General features: G+C 34.0%; 23 protein-coding genes, 1 tRNA gene and 1 pseudogene. 23 read left to right on the forward strand and 2 right to left on the reverse strand.

What is annotated here, in order from left to right; all coding sequences use genetic code 11:
- Positions 1 to 78 precede the first annotated feature (78 nt).
- From D9V35_RS03750 to D9V35_RS03850, 23 genes and pseudogenes are all read left to right on the forward strand, one after another.
- Complete coding sequence (locus D9V35_RS03750) at positions 79 to 978, forward strand: DMT family transporter (protein ID WP_122123427.1); 900 nt, start codon at positions 79 to 81, stop codon at positions 976 to 978.
- A gap of 81 nt (positions 979 to 1,059) precedes the next feature.
- The gene (gene lepA / locus D9V35_RS03755) at positions 1,060 to 2,865 is read left to right on the forward strand and encodes a translation elongation factor 4 (RefSeq protein ID WP_122123428.1); all 1,806 of its coding nucleotides are present in this window, start codon (positions 1,060 to 1,062) and stop codon (positions 2,863 to 2,865) included.
- An 87-nt stretch (positions 2,866 to 2,952) separates the two neighbouring features.
- A complete protein-coding gene (locus D9V35_RS09485; RefSeq protein ID WP_122123429.1) occupies positions 2,953 to 3,597 on the forward strand; it encodes a DUF2726 domain-containing protein in 645 nt (214 codons plus the stop codon).
- A 248-nt stretch (positions 3,598 to 3,845) separates the two neighbouring features.
- Positions 3,846 to 3,936: transfer RNA gene (locus D9V35_RS03765), tRNA-Ser, on the forward strand.
- Between the two features lie 158 nt (positions 3,937 to 4,094).
- Positions 4,095 to 4,235, forward strand: coding sequence for an Arm DNA-binding domain-containing protein (locus D9V35_RS09550; protein WP_122123430.1), 141 nt, complete (start codon positions 4,095 to 4,097; stop codon positions 4,233 to 4,235).
- A 364-nt stretch (positions 4,236 to 4,599) separates the two neighbouring features.
- A complete protein-coding gene (locus tag D9V35_RS03775; RefSeq protein ID WP_162988565.1) occupies positions 4,600 to 5,328 on the forward strand; it encodes a TIR domain-containing protein in 729 nt (242 codons plus the stop codon).
- Between the two features lie 981 nt (positions 5,329 to 6,309).
- The gene (locus D9V35_RS09490; protein ID WP_255415889.1) at positions 6,310 to 6,438 is read left to right on the forward strand and encodes a hypothetical protein; all 129 of its coding nucleotides are present in this window, start codon (positions 6,310 to 6,312) and stop codon (positions 6,436 to 6,438) included.
- Between the two features lie 385 nt (positions 6,439 to 6,823).
- Positions 6,824 to 8,452 carry an SGNH/GDSL hydrolase family protein gene (locus D9V35_RS03780; RefSeq protein ID WP_122123432.1) on the forward strand — a complete coding sequence of 543 codons (1,629 nt, stop codon included), beginning with the start codon at positions 6,824 to 6,826 and terminating at the stop codon, positions 8,450 to 8,452.
- Positions 8,453 to 8,802: 350 nt separating this feature from the next.
- Complete coding sequence (locus D9V35_RS03790; protein WP_162988566.1) at positions 8,803 to 9,039, forward strand: helix-turn-helix domain-containing protein; 237 nt, start codon at positions 8,803 to 8,805, stop codon at positions 9,037 to 9,039.
- Complete coding sequence (locus tag D9V35_RS03795) at positions 9,036 to 9,602, forward strand: ImmA/IrrE family metallo-endopeptidase (RefSeq protein WP_122123435.1); 567 nt, start codon at positions 9,036 to 9,038, stop codon at positions 9,600 to 9,602. Before D9V35_RS03790 ends, D9V35_RS03795 begins: the two co-directional genes overlap by 4 nt.
- An 18-nt stretch (positions 9,603 to 9,620) precedes the next feature.
- On the forward strand, positions 9,621 to 9,917 hold the full coding sequence (locus D9V35_RS03800; RefSeq protein WP_162988532.1) for a hypothetical protein: 297 nt from the start codon (positions 9,621 to 9,623) through the stop codon (positions 9,915 to 9,917).
- Positions 9,918 to 9,999: 82 nt separating this feature from the next.
- A complete protein-coding gene (locus tag D9V35_RS03805) occupies positions 10,000 to 10,254 on the forward strand; it encodes a hypothetical protein (RefSeq protein ID WP_122123111.1) in 255 nt (84 codons plus the stop codon).
- Complete coding sequence (locus D9V35_RS09330; RefSeq protein WP_162988539.1) at positions 10,254 to 10,496, forward strand: hypothetical protein; 243 nt, start codon at positions 10,254 to 10,256, stop codon at positions 10,494 to 10,496. Before D9V35_RS03805 ends, D9V35_RS09330 begins: the two co-directional genes overlap by 1 nt.
- A gap of 37 nt (positions 10,497 to 10,533) precedes the next feature.
- Positions 10,534 to 10,806 (forward strand): hypothetical protein, encoded by a 273-nt coding sequence (locus D9V35_RS03810; protein WP_122123113.1) that lies wholly within the window; start codon positions 10,534 to 10,536, stop codon positions 10,804 to 10,806.
- Between the two features lie 18 nt (positions 10,807 to 10,824).
- Positions 10,825 to 11,193: a hypothetical protein gene (locus tag D9V35_RS03815; protein WP_162988567.1), complete on the forward strand. Its 369-nt coding sequence runs from the start codon at positions 10,825 to 10,827 to the stop codon at positions 11,191 to 11,193.
- A 147-nt stretch (positions 11,194 to 11,340) separates the two neighbouring features.
- A complete protein-coding gene (locus D9V35_RS03820; RefSeq protein ID WP_122123437.1) occupies positions 11,341 to 11,685 on the forward strand; it encodes a hypothetical protein in 345 nt (114 codons plus the stop codon).
- Positions 11,652 to 11,861: pseudogene (locus D9V35_RS09555) on the forward strand (transposase); the annotation flags it as partial. The gene D9V35_RS03820 and the pseudogene D9V35_RS09555, both read left to right, overlap by 34 nt.
- On the forward strand, positions 11,854 to 12,069 hold the full coding sequence (locus tag D9V35_RS09415) for a hypothetical protein (protein WP_205910323.1): 216 nt from the start codon (positions 11,854 to 11,856) through the stop codon (positions 12,067 to 12,069). The pseudogene D9V35_RS09555 and the gene D9V35_RS09415, both read left to right, overlap by 8 nt.
- A gap of 165 nt (positions 12,070 to 12,234) precedes the next feature.
- Positions 12,235 to 12,453: a hypothetical protein gene (locus D9V35_RS09420; protein ID WP_205910324.1), complete on the forward strand. Its 219-nt coding sequence runs from the start codon at positions 12,235 to 12,237 to the stop codon at positions 12,451 to 12,453.
- A gap of 920 nt (positions 12,454 to 13,373) precedes the next feature.
- Positions 13,374 to 13,892 carry a hypothetical protein gene (locus D9V35_RS03835; protein WP_122123060.1) on the forward strand — a complete coding sequence of 173 codons (519 nt, stop codon included), beginning with the start codon at positions 13,374 to 13,376 and terminating at the stop codon, positions 13,890 to 13,892.
- Between the two features lie 706 nt (positions 13,893 to 14,598).
- Positions 14,599 to 15,801 carry a DNA (cytosine-5-)-methyltransferase gene (dcm, locus tag D9V35_RS03840; protein ID WP_122123439.1) on the forward strand — a complete coding sequence of 401 codons (1,203 nt, stop codon included), beginning with the start codon at positions 14,599 to 14,601 and terminating at the stop codon, positions 15,799 to 15,801.
- Between the two features lie 58 nt (positions 15,802 to 15,859).
- Positions 15,860 to 16,273, forward strand: a complete 414-nt coding sequence (locus D9V35_RS03845; protein WP_240993402.1) for a very short patch repair endonuclease — start codon at positions 15,860 to 15,862, stop codon at positions 16,271 to 16,273.
- On the forward strand, positions 16,274 to 17,494 hold the full coding sequence (locus tag D9V35_RS03850) for a type II restriction endonuclease (RefSeq protein WP_122123441.1): 1,221 nt from the start codon (positions 16,274 to 16,276) through the stop codon (positions 17,492 to 17,494).
- A 173-nt stretch (positions 17,495 to 17,667) separates the two neighbouring features.
- Here the strand turns inward: D9V35_RS03850 and D9V35_RS03855 are convergent, their stop codons facing one another.
- Together D9V35_RS03855 and D9V35_RS03860 are read right to left on the reverse strand one after the other, a co-directional pair.
- Entirely contained in the window at positions 17,668 to 18,933 is a 1,266-nt protein-coding gene (locus tag D9V35_RS03855) for a Y-family DNA polymerase (RefSeq protein WP_122123442.1), read from the reverse strand.
- Between the two features lie 28 nt (positions 18,934 to 18,961).
- On the reverse strand, positions 18,962 to 19,411 hold the full coding sequence (locus D9V35_RS03860) for a LexA family protein (protein ID WP_122123443.1): 450 nt from the start codon (positions 19,409 to 19,411) through the stop codon (positions 18,962 to 18,964).
- Positions 19,412 to 20,693: the final 1,282 nt, after the last annotated feature.

Genomic DNA, 20,693 nt, shown 5'->3' on the forward strand with positions numbered 1-20,693 from the left:
GTTACATGGGCTGTTTAAATTCCGCGATATATTTATATATTTACTATTTCACTCTTAATTTTGTCTGGTCTAAATATTATGCCTGTGACGAATAAATCCTTGGGGAATTTATCTTTTAATCTGTTTGCGACCCTGTCAGGACTTTTGACGATTTTGTTATGGTCAAGTCTGGCCATCATGACAACTTTTGTAGCCTCAATACCCCGATTTGAGCTTCTATGGTTTGGTTTCGGTTTGTCTTTTGTTATTGGAACATTGATTCTGGTCCTAACGGGACGTTTAAATGAAATGAAACAGCCATTAAAACCCTGGATCACCGGATTTAGTGGAATTTTCTTTTTTCATTTGTTCTATTTTTTGGGATTGGCTTTGGCACCGCCAGCGCAGGTAACCTTGATGTCATATCTATGGCCAACAATGCTGGTTGTTTGCAGCGCTTTTTTAAGTAAGCGACAGTTTCATATAGCATATTTGATTGGCGTTCTGATGGGATTGGCCGGGACTGTTTTTTTAATGTATGGAGGAAAAAATACAATAATTACCCCGTGGATTTTATTAGGGTATTTTCTTGGTTTTTTATGTGCCATCGTATGGACAATCTATTCATTGGTTAATAGAAAATATGTAAATGTTCCAGCTGGCATGCTGATTGGTGTTTGCGGTGGAATTTCATTGGTAGCCATGCTGATTCATTTCAGTATTGAACCAACAGTCATCCCATCCCTGAAAGAAATGATAATTTTGATCTATATGGGTTGCGGTCCGATGGGAATTGCCTTTCTTGCCTGGGATTATGCCTCAAAAAATGCTAATATGTCGTTATTGGGAAGCTTGGCCTATTTGGCACCTTTACTATCCATGGTATGGCTGGTGGTGGCCGGTAAGGCTCCAGCAACATTTGGATTGGGAATGGCTGTTATTTTAATTGTGGGGGGGGCAATAGTTGCAACTTACCCTTTAAAACATGTAAAAGAATAGCAATCTTTGTAAAAAATCTATAGATATATAATTAAAGTTAAACTTGATTTATTGAGACAGTCTTATTGATATTGGTGCACCATGACAGATACGCCTTTGGAATCTATTCGTAATTTTTCTATTATCGCTCATATTGATCATGGGAAATCCACCCTTGCTGATCGTCTTATCCAGGCATGTGGTGCATTGACGCAAAGGGAAATGCATGCCCAGGTTTTGGATAATATGGATATTGAGCGTGAACGTGGCATTACGATCAAGGCGCAAACTGTAAGACTGCATTATAAGGCAAATGATGGAAAGACCTATATCCTTAATTTAATGGATACACCTGGTCATGTGGATTTTGCCTATGAAGTAAGCCGTTCTCTTGCCGCTTGTGAAGGATCGTTGCTGGTCGTTGATGCATCTCAGGGGGTAGAGGCGCAAACCCTGGCGAATGTGTATCAGGCCATTGATGCAAACCATGAGATTGTTCCAGTTTTAAACAAGGTTGATTTACCAGCTGCGGATGTTGAAAAAACCAAGGAACAGATTGAGGAAATCATAGGCATTCCGGCAGATGATGCCATTGGCGTCTCGGCAAAAACAGGTTTGAATATTGATGCGGTTTTAGAAGCATTGGTGACCCGTCTACCTTCTCCCAAAGGGGATTTGGAGGCACCTTTGCAAGCTTTGTTGGTGGATAGTTGGTATGATACTTACCTTGGCGTCATTATTTTAGTGCGTATTAAAGAAGGTCGCCTTAAAAAGGGGATGCGTATTCGCATGATGTCAAACAACAGAACATATCATGTTGAACAGGTGGGTGTTTTCACGCCCCATATGCGCGAGGTTGAATCTCTGGGTGCTGGAGAGCTGGGTTTTATCAATGCCGCGATTAAAACCGTGGCAGATTGTCATGTGGGTGATACGATTACCGATGATCGCCGACCTGCGACCGAACCTTTGGCTGGATTTAAGCCATCAATTCCCGTTGTTTGGTGTGGATTATATCCAATGGATGCCGATGACTTTGAAAAGCTGAGAGAAAGTCTAGGTAAATTGCAGCTTAATGATGCATCATTTCATTATGAACCAGAAACTTCCGCTGCGTTGGGATTTGGTTTCCGCTGTGGATTTCTGGGATTGTTACATCTTGAAATTATTCAGGAACGGTTAAGTCGAGAATTTGACCTTAACCTGATAGCTACAGCACCCTCGGTTGTTTATCATTTATACAAACGGGATGGGACGATTGAGGATCTTCATAATCCTGCTGACATGCCTGATCCCACCCTGATTGAAAAAATAGAGGAACCATGGATAAAAGCCTCCATTATGGTTCCTGATGAATATCTGGGAGCTGTATTGGGTTTATGTACAGAGCGCCGTGGTCAACAGGTTGACCTGACGTATGTTGGGGCAAGGGCAATGGTTGTTTATCGCCTGCCGTTAAATGAGGTTGTCTTTGATTTCTATGATCGCCTCAAGTCCGCGACACGAGGATATGCCAGTTTTGACTATCATATGGATGGCTATGAAGAAAGTGATTTGGTTCGAATTAGCATTTTGGTAAATCAGGAACCTGTTGATGCCTTGGCCTTTGTTGCTCACCGTTCCGTAGCGGAATCACGCGGACGGGCAATCTGTGCCAAATTGAAAGACTTAATTCCGCGTCAACTGTTCAAGATTGCCATCCAGGCAGCAATAGGGGGTCGTGTCATAGCGCGTGAAACCATTGGGGCCCTATCAAAGGATGTTACTGCCAAATGTTATGGAGGTGACATTTCTCGAAAACGTAAACTGCTTGAAAAACAAAAAGAAGGTAAAAAACGTATGCGACAATTTGGTAAAGTTGAGATTCCTCAGTCAGCCTTTTTAGCAGCATTGAAAATTGACCGATAATTTTTGATACAAGATTTTCATTATTACTCTGACCTATTTGATTTTTTGAAAAATATCAAATAGGTTTTTTATTGTTGATTTGACTGAATGCTAGCGTTTCTTTTAATTTGTACTTTAATCTATTTTTCTGTTTTTTTTTATTTTTTGGGTAAAAATCAAGTTCCTTTAAAAAAAGGGTTTACATTTGTTTCCAGTCGTAAAAATAAAAATCATATTAATTATAAAAATTGTAAACATGAATTATTTTCCGCTGACGATTTTATTTATAAACGATATGCAGAACAAAACACTAACATTAACCGATGTAATCTATATCCTGTAATCCCCGTTAATTTCGAATCCATTTTCATATTTAATTGTCTGCAAACGTGGTTGATCGATAAGAGATTGCATTGGTATATAGGTTTTGAAGTGTCAATGGGGGCATTCATCAAGACTGATCCTTCCTTGCCCCAGGAAATTCAAGATCAAGCTTTTTGGGCCTATAATAATAAACGTGTTGATTTTTTACTGGTTAATTGCTTTGGAAAACCAAAATTGGTAATTGAATATCATGGTTCTGGTCATAACCTTTCAAGGGACTCAGAGGATCGAATGAAAATCAAACGGGCTATTTTATACAAAACAGCCATTCCTTTGCTTGAAATTAGTTATATTATGTCTAAAAATGAGATTATTTATTGGTTAGATCAGTTTTACAAGGAACATATCAAAAGTGATGAGAGGGGTTGAAATCGAACCTACAGTTAAAAATTCATAAGGTTTTTCAAACCATATTGAATTCGATATAAAAGATCAGTTTAATATCTAAATATATGAAAATTATATATGAATCATTTTTTGAAATTTATTTTAATCTTTATTGTTAAAGGGTTTAATTTCAGTTTTAAATTTTTTCAGAAATTATCTTTGTTTTTTATGAAATTTTTCTTGCCTAATATGAAAAAATTGTTATCTTTCATCTTTAGTTAACCTTTTACGGAGAGATGGCCGAGTGGCTTAAGGCGCACGCTTGGAAAGCGTGTGTACGTGAATAGCGTACCGTGGGTTCGAATCCCACTTTCTCCGCCATTCAACAAAACATTATCCCACATTACCTCACATTTCACGCAGAAAACTGGCGTTTTTAAGTAAATTAACAAACATTATCCCACATTATAAAACATTTGAACGCATTTAATATTGGGGTATATTCTGGGGTATATGATTTTTCATCTTGGGCTATATCAATGTTAACGGATAAGGCCATAAAAACAGCCAAATATCAGGAACAGGGTAAAAACAAACTTTATGAACGTGGTTTATACCTGATTATAATAAAAGCAAATTCCAAAATATGGCGTTTTAAATACACTTTCGCAAAAAAGTGAAATGCTAACATTTGATTCTTATGCTTAAATACCATTAGCAGACATGTGAGAAGCAAAATATGGTTAAAGCTATCGATCTTGGAATTGCTAATTTACATCAAAAATTTTTTCAATCTATACAGCAAAAAAATGTTTTAAAAATATTTTTATGAACAGTGGATTTAAATAAATATAAGTATTTGAATCTTATATATGTAATCTTTAATGTGATATTATTTAATTCCAAAGTTAAAATTAATGTAGTATGAAAACTTCTAAAAGTGGTAATATATAGGGAAAAAATGACTGATAAGAAAATAATATTCGTGAGCCATATCTCTAAAGAAAAAGAATTGGCAATATTATTAAAAAAAATATTAAAGAATTGCTCCTATCTTCAGTTAATGTTTTTGTATCTAGCGACGATCAAAGTATAACACTTGGCAATAAGTGGCTTGAAACAGTCAGTAACAATCTAGAAAAGTGCATTTTCATTATTGTTTTGTGTAGTCAAGAAAGCATTAAAAAACCATGGATAAATTTTGAATGTGGAGCTGGATGGACGCGAAAAATACCAATTATACCTATCTGTCACTCTAATTTAACAGTTGCCAACTTGCCCATTCCATTAAATCTATTGCAAGGATTTGATATACAAAAACAAGGTAAATTAACAGAATTAATATCCAGAATATCGAAAGAAATAAATATAGATACACCAAAATTTGATGAACCATCCATATTAAAAGAAATAAAAGAATTTGAAAAAAATTATCAGATAAATTCTAACATAAAAAAAGAACTAAAGGAGATAGAAGAAAACAATCCATCTTTTTATGAAAACCTAAAAGTTTTATTCGTTAATGGTCAAATTAATTCATCGAATTGTAATACTTTTTTTAAAATTACTCAATCATCATTTGATGATATTAAACAAAGTCTAAAAAATTTACAAAAAAATCAACTTTTAGAATTTCAATATAAATCTGATGGAGCATTAGTTCTTTCAAGTGAAGTATCAGGATTAATCGGAACACTTCGTTTAAATTTTAAAGACTTTTATAACATTTACAAACAATATTTAACTTCAAATCCTACAACATCATCCCTCTAGACTGTTTTTGTTCTTTTTTTTCGTTTTCATGCGCCTATTTTGAATCTTTACTCTAAATTTTTCGATCATTTTAGATAATAAAAATTCTGAAGAAATCTCAAAAGAGATAACGGTCAATCTTCATATTGCATTGGAGAAAATTATGCTCACTCTGATTTTATGGGGAAAGTGCAATGGAATAAAATAATATAATTGACAATTTTAACACTACATGTTAAATTATTATTTATAATGAAATATTTGTAATTTTTTATTAAAAAGCGGTGGCTTATTTCAGTTAAATTTAAAAATATATCAGATTTTTAATATGGATGGGATAGTTGTATTCTTCACAGAATCCATGTATCGAAGGTAATTCGCTAGTGCGTTTCATCGGTAGCTATTAAGATTTTTTGGAATATATATATTCTTTATAAATTAATTATTTGTTGAGAAATTGAGGAATTTTAAGGGTGTAAACCTGATAAATTTTAGTTTTTAGGTAAAATTAAAAAAATACCGATCTAGCTGCTGTTTTTATATTTATAGGTTATACCTAGGTTCCTTTAGATTTCATCATGGTTATATTTGAATAGCAGCTGATTAATTTCACATATAATGGCAATGATTAGTATTAGTGCAGCTTCAAGGATTGTTGAGAATTGCAGTCTTTTGTCAACACGATTTTGAGTGAGATATTCGAAGATCGTGGTAAGAATGCATTGTCAGAACTCATCTTGGCAAGACGTGTTGAAATATAATTTGGTGAAGTTCTAAAGTGTGTTGCTCTATTAATGACAGCTGATGAAGTATATGATGATTGTAAAGGGCTTGAAATTGTTGGTTAAAGACGTAATCAAGAACGATTGTCAATTGTTCATACTGTGATTTATGAGGATCCTTACAACCCAGCTTTATGGACAGATTTTTTTTGCCATTTTCCAGAATGTATGAAAGCTTAAATATTCTCCGTTTCTTATCCTAAAAGGAACGAGTGTTGGAATGGGTGAAGATAGCAAACCATTTATAGTTAATTTACCAACAAGTTTTACTGGAAGGCTCAAATATGTTTTGAAACAAGTAAACAGTAATAAATCTTCTGTTATTGCCGCAAATGATTGTCAACAATAATTAATTAACTTTTTGTATTTATCAATCAGAATACAGTTTTTGACAAATCATGTTGATATTAAAATTTGGTATTGGCGATTACTTTTGAAATGTTCCAGATGAAAAAGATTTATTCCTATTAATTTAAAAACAATGGAACAGATGGAAGGTTTCAGGATTATTAAGAATCTGTTCAAAAAATATCTATAAAAATCAAGTTGTTTCTGCATTAAATGAAGATAAAGATCATGTATTATCCACTTTTATTCATATTTAATGAAGCAACGTTGTTAAAAATATAAAACAAACAATGTCGCCATAATATTATGGGTATGGGCATTGTTTTATAATATCAATTTAATAAAAACCGTTCTTGTGAACGGTTTTTTTTATTAAGGATAAATAGATGAATAATTATTTAATTAATAATAATGAACCAAAAATTTTACCGGCGAATGAAACTCAATGTAAACCGCAAAAAAATAATATTATTGAACAAAATGATCGTGAAATATTTGAGTTGCCTAGCGGATGTTTGAGTGGAACAATACTGCGTTTATCTTGTAAGGGACCTACAGAAAAGAAATTCTACAGTTTTTCTGTAAAGAACCGTATGTTGGCTGATGACAAGATCGCATCGGTGAAGGTCGGGCCTGCCAGTGACAGCAATGTCACGGCTGACAAATACACATTCCAGGATCATACTTTCACGGTTCGCCTGAGTGGCGGGGAATTGAACCGGAATGTTCCAATTCGTTGTGAAATAACGACAGAACAGGAGGAAACGATTGATTTTGTCTGTATTCTTCCAATTCGTGCGGAGGGTGTGCTGTATGAGAATAATGATGGTCTTGTCGTCATTATGGGGGCTACAGGTCCAAAAGGGGAAAAAGGTGAGCCAGGTGAAAGCAAAAATGGTAATAAATCAAATATTATAATTCGAGATATTAATACATTATATACTGGTGTATCAATTGTTGATACTTATAATTTTACGATTATAAATCAGGATAAATGGAAAGGTAAAACAGTATCTAAAATCGGGTTTAATGTAAAAACAGCTGGTACTTTAACAGTAATGCTTATAAAAAAACCTAATTCTAATGATTTTACAATTATCAAAAAAACTATGATTAATTTAGTCGTTGGACAAAAATGGTATGATTTAAATTGGGATATTGGGACTGACCAATATATTTCTATAGTAAATCCTGCAGATACAGGAAGATTCTTTTTTTCTAACAACAATCCTGATAATGACGGAAAATTTTGTTATTTTGATCCAAAATCGTCATCTTGGAAAGTTACAACAAACGATTTAAATATGGGAATCATCATAAATGATGTGCCAATGACTAGGCCAACCTATTTGAATAATAAGAAAATATCAATATTAGGTGATAGTATTTCAACATTTAAATCATTCATTCCAGAGGGTTTTGCTACTAAATATCCTTTGGCTGATGTAACATCTGTTGAAGATACATGGTGGTATCAAGTGAAAGATTCATTGGGATATGATCTTTTAGAAAACAATTCTTTTTCGGGTTCTAGGGTTTCGAACGGAGGGAACGGAAGCCTTCAGACAAGATTGAATTCTATTAGTGATGAAACTGACTTATGTTTGATTTTCATGGGGACAAATGATTTGGGTAATGGGGTTAAATTTGGTGATTTTGATCCGTCGAAAAAGGAATTTGATTTATCTGAATTTACTGATGCCTTTTGTAACGCGATTACAAAGTTACAAATACAATATCCCATGACTAAATTCATTTGGATGACTCCGCTAAAAAGATTTGTTAGCTCATTAGACAATACACAATATGTAAATGCTGGACAGACAGTAGATACCTATACAAATCGAATAATTGAAGCTTGTAACTACTATGGGATTGAATATTTGGATATGAGAGGATTAGGGATTACATCAATGAACCAGACTAGATATTTAGTTGATGGTTTGCATCCAAACAAAGTGGGTATGAAACTTTTATCTGCATTTGTTTATCAAAAATTATGTAATACTTTTTAAAATTCATTAAGTATAATATATGTTTTATTTAAGCAATATCTACAATTTTTATTAAAATATTCTTTATGATGAAAATTGTGGATATATTTTTGTACAAAAATTTTATTGAAATGATCAGTTTCATCATGAATTTTGCCAAACGCCGTATCCAATGGCTGGATCAGCAATTCAAGTATTACGGATAGGATGGAATTGCCTGGAGATATCATCTGATAACATTTTGTTTCCAGGCAATCATATCGGTTGTACAGGTTGTTATTTGGCAATATAATGAATGTTGTCTTTTAAATTAAACTTGTATTGCTTTGGTTTGAATTTACTTATTTAAAAATAAGATTATTTAGATGATCATGTATAGCCATAAACAGTTTAATCCCTATCGTTTGCATCTGGCAAGAATTTGCAGGAATATCACGAAAAAGGATATTTCCAAACTTATCAATGTATCATCATCAACGCTGACACGTCTTGAAAAAGGTTGTGACGAGCCGAAAAAGGAAACAGTTCAGCTTTTGGTAAAGGCATTGAATTTTCCAGAAGCGTTTTTTTTGAGGGGATTGAAGAAGATCGGGATAAAGAAGACTTGAATACAAAGGATTTAAGCTTTAGAAGCAACGCGACAATTCCCCGAAAAGACAGGAATGCAGCCTATTCAGTAAGAGGATTGGCTTACATTGTGGATGAATGGTTGCAAAATAATTTCAATTTGCCAGATGTCAGGGTTCCAGACCTGTCTTGTGATCATGATCCTACGACAGCATCCGAGCGTTTACGTTACGACTGGGGATTGGGAAATCTTCCCTTGCCAAATTTAATGGAATTGCTGGAATCCATGGGAATAAGAATATTTGCTTTTTCTCAGGATACAGATGCAATTGATGCTTTTTCCTGTTGGAATAATGGATTACCTTATATTTTTGTTAATATAAATAAAAATGCAGAACGAATTCGCTTCAATTTATGTCATGAATTGGGGCATCTTGTTTTACATCGCCATATACACGTGAATGGACATGATAGGATTACTGTTGATATCGAGAAAGAAGCCCATTTATTTGCAAGTAATTTTCTAATGCCAGAAGCAGATATACATTCCTGTATTCCTAATGGCGTGGTCATTGATTCCATAATTGAAGCCAAACAAAGGTAGAAAGTTTCAGTTGCGGATTTGGCTTATCGTATTCGACAGCTTGGATTGTTATCAGAATGGCATTACCATAATATGGGCAATGAAATGCAGGTAATGAATTATGGAAAGAGGGAACCCAATCCTGTAAAGCGTGAATATTCTTTATTGTGGGAAAAAATCTTTACCATGCTTTGGAGAGATAAAATAACAAGGGAAGAATTATCCAAGAAACTTAATATTCCCTATCATGATTTTAATGATCTTACATTTGGCCTGTTGAATATCAAGAAATACATGATTAAAGAAAATGAAGCCAACATAATTTCTCAATGTTAATTCTAGATAGTTATTAAAACGTTTATTTTTTACCAAACCATCTTAACGGGTGGTTTTTTTATGTCTGGAAAAGGAAAGACAGATGGAAAATATCATACTCATTATCAAGTCCGTATGCTCTTTTTTATGGAAAGGGAAAGGGTGGATCATGGCGGGACTGCTTTACCTGACAGGTCGAAGGGCCGCGAATAGGAACAACCTGATCAGGACACAGGATGAAGTCATCAAAAATGACCGGCAGACCCTTCAGACTGTTCAGGCAATGCAGCAGGCAGCCAATCATTCACCTGAAAACATGGATGAATTGGAAGATGTGCTGGAGAAAGGGCAATTCTGATGAAACCCATTATTTTACTCGCGGCGGTTTTTCTTGCGGCATGCTCGTCATCGCCACGCGTTGTCTACCGGATTGAATGCCCGCCGTTGAGGGATTACACGCCCAAGTCACAGGAAAAGCTGTCCAGCGAGATCAAGGCGTTAAAACCTGACAGCGAGATCGGCCGTTACCTGCTGGATTACAAAAGCCTGCGTGACATGATCATGGCCTGCCAGAACACCAGAGATACCAGCCACCGTTAGGGTGGTTTTTTTATGTCTATATTCAAGGAAAGAACAAATGGATTTTTTTACCGAGCTTCTACAATATATCATCAATGTCCTGCCCAGCAATACGGCGGGTGATGTTGTCGCGGTTGTCACTTTCATCGTGACCCTGTGCACCCTTGTCATACGGTTCTGGAAAGAGCCAGATCCAAAAAGCGGATTGCACGGGCTGTGGTCTCTCATTCATCTTCTGGCCTCTTTCAGGCTGCCAGACAGGCAGGCTGGAAAAGATGGAAAGAACGGGGATGGCACCAATGGAAAACAGGCGACACCAAAAACACCGTAACCATTGCCTTGGCGAGTGGTGGAGCTCGATACTGCTGGTCATGACGGGAATGTATGCACTTGCATATTTCATGGCCGGCAACATCTTTCACTGTTCATTCGTCAATGGGTTCAGGGCTATCCTTCCGGCCTGTATTTGGGAAGGATCATTCATACTTACAGGGACACTGCAGCTTGTTTCATTGATGTGCGGAAGTTTCAGGTGGAGGGGGGTGGCCTCTTTTCTGGCGGCATCCCTTTTCATATGGGGGGTGCTGAACATGCTTGTCTACGAGAGGCACTGGCATTTTGGCATTGTGGCCTGGGGAATATTTGCATTGGTGAACCTTTACACCCTGGCAAGAATACTGGCGGGGGAAGTGAAAAGATAATATTTATGATAGTGTGATTTTTATTATTTATAAATCAATTATTTGTTAACTTTAAAGTGATAAATTTTTTATTATCAAGTATAAATAATAAAAGTAAAATATTGATATATCCATTGTATCGTTATAATTAATGGCAATTAGCTTATTTTAAAATTGAAACGATAATGTTGTGTGATATAAAAAATTCTTTTGAATTACCTTTACCTGCACATTCGAAAAGTACAAATTTCTCTCGATGGTATGAGTTAAAAGTGGAGAGAGCTTTATATAAGAATAAAGCTGGCAATTTTGAGAGTTGGATTAACGATATATTCCGAATAATTTATGGAGCAGATTTTAAATCAGTGAAATCTTATGGTTCTGATGGGGATCATAAATGTGATGGATATATTTTTTCAAAAAATTTAATAATACAATGCTATGCACCCTCTGAAAATATTAATCAAAATAGATTAATTAAAAAAATTGAAGCTGAACAAATGGTATTGAAAGTTTTTGAGTTTTATTAAAACGTGGTTATTACGGAATATTTCATCATATGAGTTTTAAACATTTACATCGATATGTAAGTGAATTCACTTTTCGTCATAATACTACAGACATTAGCTCATTAGCTTTTATAGAGAAAACAATAGAAAGAATGTCTAATAAACCTTTAACTTATAAGGGGTTGATTTATGTCTAAAGAAAAGAAAACTATTGAGCCTATAAACGCATCGTTAGATGATGTTGCATCATCATTAATGAATAAAAATGAGCATAAAATTCCATTTGCAAAATGGAAAGGAATAATAGATTTAGGAGGGAATTTAATAGATTGTTATGTTTTAAATAATGAGCAAAGAGTTATAGGCTCAGGGTCTGCAACTAAAGCTATTGCAAATATAGTATAGGGGAAGCCTGCAGGATTATATAGGACAAAAAGCACTTAACCCATTTATAAATAAAAATAAAATCCTGCAGGAAATCATTGAGTTTTCTATACCTGGGAAACAGTTTAAAGGTTTAGGTATAATAACGGAACATTTTGAACTAATTTGTAGAGGATAGTACAGGCGTTGTATAATAATGCTCCACTCACTGAGCGACAAAAAGAAATTGCTATTAAATGTACTGTTTTAACTGCAGGACTTACCCGTACAGGTCTTGATGCTTTAGTAGATGAAGCAACAGGATATCAATATGAATGTGCTAATGATGCTTTACAAGTAAAATTAAATGTATTTATCGCAGAAGAATTAAGAGCAAGAGTGTCTGAGCATTACGGAAAAAATTAATACAATTAACTATGTATATGTAATTATTAAAAAAAGTCAGATAAAAAGCTGGCTTTTTAATATTGGCTAGTTAAGTATATAATTCCCTTATTTAAAAAAAGACATTTCATTAAAGAAATTAAACAAAAAAAACTGGACCTTTACGAAAAATATGTTACTATGATAATGATAATGATAATGATAATGATAAATTTGTATTAAACTATATGCAATTTATTTATAATTTAGTACAAAAAAGTCTCTATAAAATATAAAATAATATAGAGACTGAATAAATTGACGAATTTTGTTAGCTTCACTAAATTTTATACAGAAGGTTAGGGAAATTATGTATTAATTCTAAAAATAAATTAATCATTTTTAGTATCTGTTAACGATGTTTGTATTGTAACTAAAATTTAAAAATACTGATTTTTTAGTTAGGTATAATTGTTTAAAAAGATATTTCATTAAAGAAATTAAACAAAAAAACTGGACCTTTACGAAAAATATGTTACTATGATAATGATAATGATAAATTTGTATTAAACTATATGAAATTATTTATAATTTAGTAAAAAAGTCTCTATAAAATATAAAATAATATAGAGACTGAATAAATTGACGAATTTTGTTAGCTTCACTAAGCTTTTACAACAGAAGATTAGGGAAATTGTGTATTAATTCTAAAAATAAATTAATGATTTTAAAATTAAGTATAATTTTATTAAACTCACATTCTGTCACCTCCTTTCGCATTACCTCCTTTCGGAAGGAAAATTGTTAACCATCTCCTATTATAACATATTCTATTTAAAATTTAAAATTTTTTTATTAATAAATAATTTTATTCATATTTGGATAACATTATTACTTAATTACCCACCCATCGCGGTGGGTTTTTTATTATCCACTTCTCATTCTAAAAAGGAAAAATTAGCATGACCAAAACGACAGGTGGAATTTATCTGAACCATTTGAAACATGAGGTGATAACACCAGCCCTTAACTATATAAATCTGGGTGGACAGAGGGCGATCAATCAGGTAACGGGAACTTTTCTGGTTGAGGGATATGCAAGCAACTATACATATCTCAGACAGCTAGGCAAGGGGCCGGCGTTGGGGCCATGTCAGATGGAGCCCGTTACCTATCATGATATCTGGGACAATTATCTCAACAATGCCAGAAGGCAACCTCTAAGAAGTCTTTTAATGCATATAGCGGGTGATTTTAACCTGGACAACAGGGGGATACCGAAACCCGAGACATTGACAGGAAACCTTTTCTTTGCCGCGGCCATGTGCCGCGTTTTCTATATCCTGATCAGGGAGATACTGCCAGATTCCAGGAATGCAACGGCAATGGCCCAGTATCACAAGAAGTACTACAATACGGCGTTGGGAAAGGCGGATTGGCAAAAGAATATCGACCGTTTCCAGCAGGCCATTGATTGTTAGGATTTATATGTTTTATTCTTCAAATAAAGAAGCATTTATAGGCTTCTAAAATATCTTTAAAATAAAAAAAACAAGCTTTTTCATTTCGGGGTATAATGTGGGGTATAAATAAGATAAAAATATTAAATTTATTTTATTTATCAAATTGTTATTTGTTTAATTCGTCGGACACCTTCTCCGCCATTCAATAAATTATTCTGTATAAATTACATTTCCCAAAAATATTGAGTTTTTTTTGTAATTTTATCATGTTTTGATATTATGAAAAAATTATCAGTTAATAAAAAAGAAATTTATATCTTTTGTTTTATTTTGTTACAATTCTTTAGATTAGCGAGTTTTTATTATTATTATTGCTTCAATTTCAAACAAAGTATCATCCAAAAAAATTTACAAACCGCTTTTGTTGATCCATCTAAAACTATCTAATTCATTAATTTGTTTTTCTATCTTTTTTTTATTTGTCAACCTTGTCATATTAATGGGTAGTTCTTAAGGATTATTAAAAAAAACAAATAAATTTTTTAAAATTTACAATATATTATCAATGTTCTGCTTAGTATAAGACTTGGTGATGTTATCATGGTTATTGATGTTATTTTTGCGGTAGTCAGGGTTTTGCAGGAAAGTTATTGACGCTTTTATTTTTGAATATTTTATGACATAATGTCAATATTATTTCCAAATAAAATAATGTTGGATTAAAATGTTACGTACAGAATTCGCACAATTACGAGAACAGGCTGGGATTTCCATTAAAGATTTGGCTAATGAGGCAGGTTTTACACAAAGAACATTATATAGATGGGAAAAGGGTGAAGCCGTTCCGCGTAAGGCTGTTATGACATTATTACAAAACAAGATAACCATTGCGGGAAATGGACAATGTAAATTCAGGTTCATTGATCTATTTGCGGGCATAGGGGGGTTGAGACGTGGATTTGACCGGATTGGCGGTCAATGTGTGTTTACAAGCGAATGGAATATGTATTCGCAAAAAACCTATAGGGCCAATTATGCATGCAATCATGAAATTGCGGGTGATATAACCAGGATAAGTGAGCGGGATATACCTGATCACGATATCCTGCTGGCGGGTTTTCCATGTCAGCCATTTTCAATTGCCGGCGTGTCAAAAAAAATATCCCTGGGATTGAAGCACGGGTTTGCATGTGAGACACAGGGCAACCTGTTTTTTGATGTCGCGCGTATTATCAGATATCATCGTCCCAGATGTTTCCTGTTGGAGAATGTGAAAAATCTTGTCAGTCATGACAGGGGAAGAACCTTTTCAATCATTCGCAATGTGTTGGAACATGAGCTTGGGTATTGCCTGCACTGGCGTATCATTGATGGAAAAGGGTTTGTTCCCCAGCATCGTGAGCGTATTTTTATCGTCGGGTTTCTGGATAAAAACGATTTCAGTTTTGACACATTATCCTTGCCCGATCCGTTGTCAGGACCCCGCCTCTCGGCAATCCTGCACCCTGAAAACGGTAGTGAAAAACCGGAAAGCCACTATACCGTGGGGAAAAAAGCCTCTGTTTCCGAAAAATACACGTTATCCGATAAATTATGGAAATATCTGCAAAACTATGCTGACAAGCATAAAAAGGCGGGAAACGGTTTTGGTTTTGGACTGTGCGATCATGACAGTGTGGCCAGAACATTGTCGGCACGCTATTACAAGGACGGATCTGAAATTCTTGTCTCACAGGGATGCGATAAAAACCCGAGACGGTTGACCCCGAGAGAATGTGCGCGGCTGATGGGGTTTGACAGGCCTGGGCAATCAGATTTTAAAATTCCCGTTTCGGATACCCAGGCATACAGGCAATTCGGAAATGCGGTTGTGGTTCCTGTTGTTGAGGCTGTTGCCAGTCATATACTTCCCCATTTGCAAAATTGACAAGTGTTTCATTATTAAAATGATCGATATTGTTGATCAGAAAACTAGAAGTAGAATAATGTCGTGTATTCATTGTAAAAATACAGCTCCTGAAATGTTTATACGCAGAATATTGCATTCACGAGGTTATCGTTACAGGTTGCATGATCATAAACTGCCCGGCAAGCCAGATATGGTTTTTCGAAAATATAATGCTGTAATTTTTATTCATGGCTGTTTTTGGCATGGGCATGACTGCCATTTGTTTAGGATGCCTTCATCAAGAGTGGAATTCTGGAAAAATAAGATAGAGACAAATAAGAAAAGGGATATGAATGTTATTTGTAATCTTAGGGAACTTGGTTGGAGGTCGATGATTATATGGGAGTGTGCCATTAAGGGGAAAAAAAAGGTTTCTGTAGAAGACCTGGTGTCTATTACCGATTACTGGTTTCGTAAATGTAATGATAATATGCAAGTTAGAGGAAAGTAAATGGCCTCATTAAATGAACTTTCTTATTGGCTGAATGAACAGAGAAGAATGGATAGGGTCTGGTATGTAAAACGTCTTTCAGCCAATGATACTTTGGCATCAGGATCTCATCAGGCTGGTCCTTACATGCCTAAAAAGCTGCTTATGGATCTTTTTCCATCATTGCAATATAGTGGTAAAAAAAATCCAAGGGTTACATTCGAACTGCGACTTGACAGTTGTCATGATATCAGGGATGTAACGGCAATATGGTATAATAACAAATGGCATGATGGTGGAACTCGAGATGAAGTGCGTATAACAAACTGGGGAGGTCAGCATTCCGCTTTGCTTGAACCTGAAAATACGGGTTCTTTGGTCATTTTTTCTTTTCAAAGACAACAGGGACGGGATGTTTCTCTTTGTAATGTGTGGGTGTGTGATTATGTAACAGAGGAAGATTTGATTGAAAATCTTATAGGAGTTATTATTCCCGGGAAACATATTATTCGATCCTGGGATAGGATTTGCTTTGCAGAAAAGAACAAAAACAATTCTTGTTGCTTGTCACCAGAGAATATACCAGAAGATTGGAGAAATAACTTTCCGACAACTATAGATATTTTTAAAAAAGTAATTGAGTTAATACCTGATATTGGTGATACTATCGATGAGCGTCTTATTAGACGTAGAAATTGTGAATTTGAGCTTTTTAGAAATATTGAAAAAAATATAGAGTTTTCTTTTATTCAGCAGGGATTTAGTACGATTGACGCATTTCTTGAAACAGCAAAAAAAATTTTGCAAAGAAGAAAAGCACGGTCAGGTCGTTCGTTAGAGCTTTATCTTAGAGAGATTTTTTTAGAAGAGAAATTAAAGGAAGGGTTAAATTTTTCATATCAACCAGAGACGGAAAATGGTAAAAGACCAGATTTTGTTTTTCCATGTGAAAATGCCTATAAAAATCAACATTTTTTATCAAAACAATTGAGAATGCTGGCTGTTAAAACAACATGTAAGGATAGATGGAGACAAATATTAAATGAAGCGGATCGTATCCCAGTTAAACATTTGTTCACATTGCAAGAAGGGGTTTCGGTAAATCAGTTTCAGGAAATGTGTGAATCAAATGTTAGATTGGTGGTGCCAAAACCTTTAATAAATAAATATCCTTTGGAAATTCAAGGACATCTTCAAACCCTAGAATCTTTTGTGGGAGATGTGCGTTTATTGTCTAATTAATATAGATGCGAAAATTTATCGTGATAGTTTTCTGGTAAACTTATATCTTTTAAAGATAACTTATCAAAAGCGGGTGTAATTTATATATTGTGATTGCCATCTTCTCCGTTATTTAATAAATTTTTCAAGATAGAATAATAATTATTCTCAGATCAATTTACTCAATAAGAATTTTAAATTCGTAATTTCAATATTTCATCCCATCGTGTTGTATAGCGTTGGCTCAACTGTTCCCGTTTAAGGTGCCATCTTGCCTTTTTTCTCTGTCCACCTATGAGAATCGTATGAGATCCCATTTGTTGATTAATCCTGTCGATCACTTGCATAAGACTATTATTGCGCTTGATTGATTGGTCATTTTGGATATGGGTGAAAAAATCAAGCTGTCTTTGATTTTTATGGATGATATCCAAAAGCATTATGCCTGCTTTATGATAATGGTATTCAGCCCTGAAAATTTTACGAAGCCCTTTTTGAGCAGCCCTGATGATTTCTCGGCTATCATCTGTAGGATATGGCATGGATATGGCAAAGGAAGGGTTGTATTGTAATGATTGATCGTGAAAACGGTTGGTTCTTAAAAAAACCAGAACAGCATGGGTAATGGAATGCTGTTTTCTTAATTTTTCGGCAGCTCGGCAGGTATGCAAGCGAATGGCTTCCTCAATATCAAACAGGTTGTTGGTACTTTGACCAAAACTTCGAGAAGCGACTATATTTTTTTTTGGTGTATGAAAATCTGTCAGTTCAATACAGGAAATTCCTCTTAATTCCAGAACAGTACGTTCCAAAACAACTGAAAAATGCTGTTGCATAAATTTGGGGCTGCAATTTTTTAATTGCCAGGCATTTTCAATACCCATTGCGATCAGTTTGGCATTTAAGCGACGGCCGATGCCCCATATTTCAGAAATTGGTAAATTTTCAAGAATATGTCTAAAATCAGGACCATGAATATCTAAACAGAAAATACCTTCATGTTTTTTATCTTTTTTAGCGATATGGTTGGCTATTTTTGCAAGAGTTTTGGTGGTTGACAGACCAATGGAAACAGGGATTCCAGTGTTTTTCTTAATGATTTTTTGAACATGGCGACAATAATTATTGGTTTTCTGATCTCCATTTAAATGAATAAATGCTTCGTCAATAGAATAAAGCTCAACATGATAAAAATAATTCTGAACTGTTTCAAAGACACGTTGGCTCATATCACCATAAAGTTCGTAATTGGAACTTAATAAAGTGATTTTCTCTTGTAAATCCGAAGGAATTTTAAATGCCGGCATTCCCATGGGGATGAAAGGTTTAAGCTCGTTAGAGCGGGCAACAACACATCCATCGTTATTTGAAAGAATACCAACCGGATGATTTTCCAATTTTGGATTAAAAACACGTTCACATGAAACGTAAAAATTATTACAGTCAATTAATCCAATCATTATTTTATTTATTATGGTTGAACAGTTTTTAACGATTGCGGTTTCTGAAAGAATGGATTGTATGAATGACCACTCCCCAGATCATGGTTTCTTTATCCTTGATTTCTATAGGGGGGTAATTAGGGTTGCCAGATTTCAAATAAGGGATATTGTTTTTAATTGCCAAAGCTTTACAGGTTAACTCTCCATCAACAGAAACAATGACAATATCACCCTGACGGGGATCTAGCGATCGGTCAACTACCAAAAGATCATGATCGAAAATACCGTAATCAATCATGGAATCTCCAGAAACCCGTATGTAATAAGTTGCAGAAGGATGATCAACCAAATGTTCTGTGAGCTCCAGTTTCCCTTCAAGATAGTCATCTGCAGGAGAGGGGAAACCCGCTTTCACCAGCATTTCAATGTGAGGTAAAAAATATCTGCGTGTGTCAGGATGGACAGGGTGAATGGAAACTATTTCTGTCTCAATCATAATTTGATCTCCATAAATAATTTTTTGGCTGACTATAAAAGTTAATTTTCTATTAATCAATGAAAGAATAAAAATTTTTATAGTTATTTGAATGACTTATTTGGCTTTGTTATCAAGTTTGAGATATGGGATCATTTAGGATAAACGGATTAATTATTTAATAGTAAGAATGAATTTTAAAGTCCGAAAAATTACAATCTAGATATTGGGTAATTATGACCGATATAAATCGTTAAAGTTAATGAATATATTTATTTATACCATGAATTATATATATAAATCAGATGGTTATCTTTTGAGATTGGAGTGTATTCAGTAATTGATTTTAGTTTTTATTAGGTTAAATTATGAAATTTAGATTTATACAGACAATTTTTATGAGTATATAATTATAATCTTGTTATATCGCTTAATATATGTTGCGGGTTCTTAAATGAAACTTATCATCGATATGACGAAATCATTATTAAAAAACGAATGATAACATATCGTTAGCTGTATCTTAATTGAAAATCAATGACCAATATTAAGCTTCAGATGGATCAATTGTAAATTGTCCATTAATCAGGTTTGTTCCAGATAGACAATCTATGTTTACATCGGGACAGCAAATATTACAATTTGGTGGTGATATGGAAAAATTCCCATTGGTGCGAATATACATGATGTTAATGGATATTATGGGAAATTAGTAATTTTGCTTGATTAAATTACGACACCAAAAATTATGGAACATCAAATAATTAGGTCATTTTTCCGCTTCTTATTCTTTCACTGTACCATGTATGTTAGGTGAATTTAAAAGGTGATATAAATTATCATTATGTTTGTGTAGTGGCCAATCACTGGAAAAATTTATATTATCATATTTTTAACTAAAAGTAATAATGTTGAAACAAATGGTAATAAAGATGGTAAATAATCCTAATATTAGTAAATTGAAAATGAAGAAATTTTTTCTTTGAAGATGCGGTAAAACATTACTAAACATAATGTTTAGAATTATAGCCACCCTACGGGGTGGTTTTTTTATAATGTATTTATATATTCAAAAATCAATTATTTATTTTATTATATATATATTTAATGAATTAGTTTAAATATTAAAATAATATTTTTAAATGCAAAAAAATTATTAATTTTTAAAATTGAAAACCAATATGTAATGATATATAATAAATACATTTAAAAAGCCGAAAAATAGAATGAGAACAAAAGGTGCTTAAACAAGTTTTCAATTCTATTTTCCGGAAGCGAAATATATTATACGGAATGATATGAA

This window comes from Commensalibacter melissae (assembly GCF_003691365.1).
Taxonomy (GTDB): domain Bacteria; phylum Pseudomonadota; class Alphaproteobacteria; order Acetobacterales; family Acetobacteraceae; genus Commensalibacter; species Commensalibacter melissae.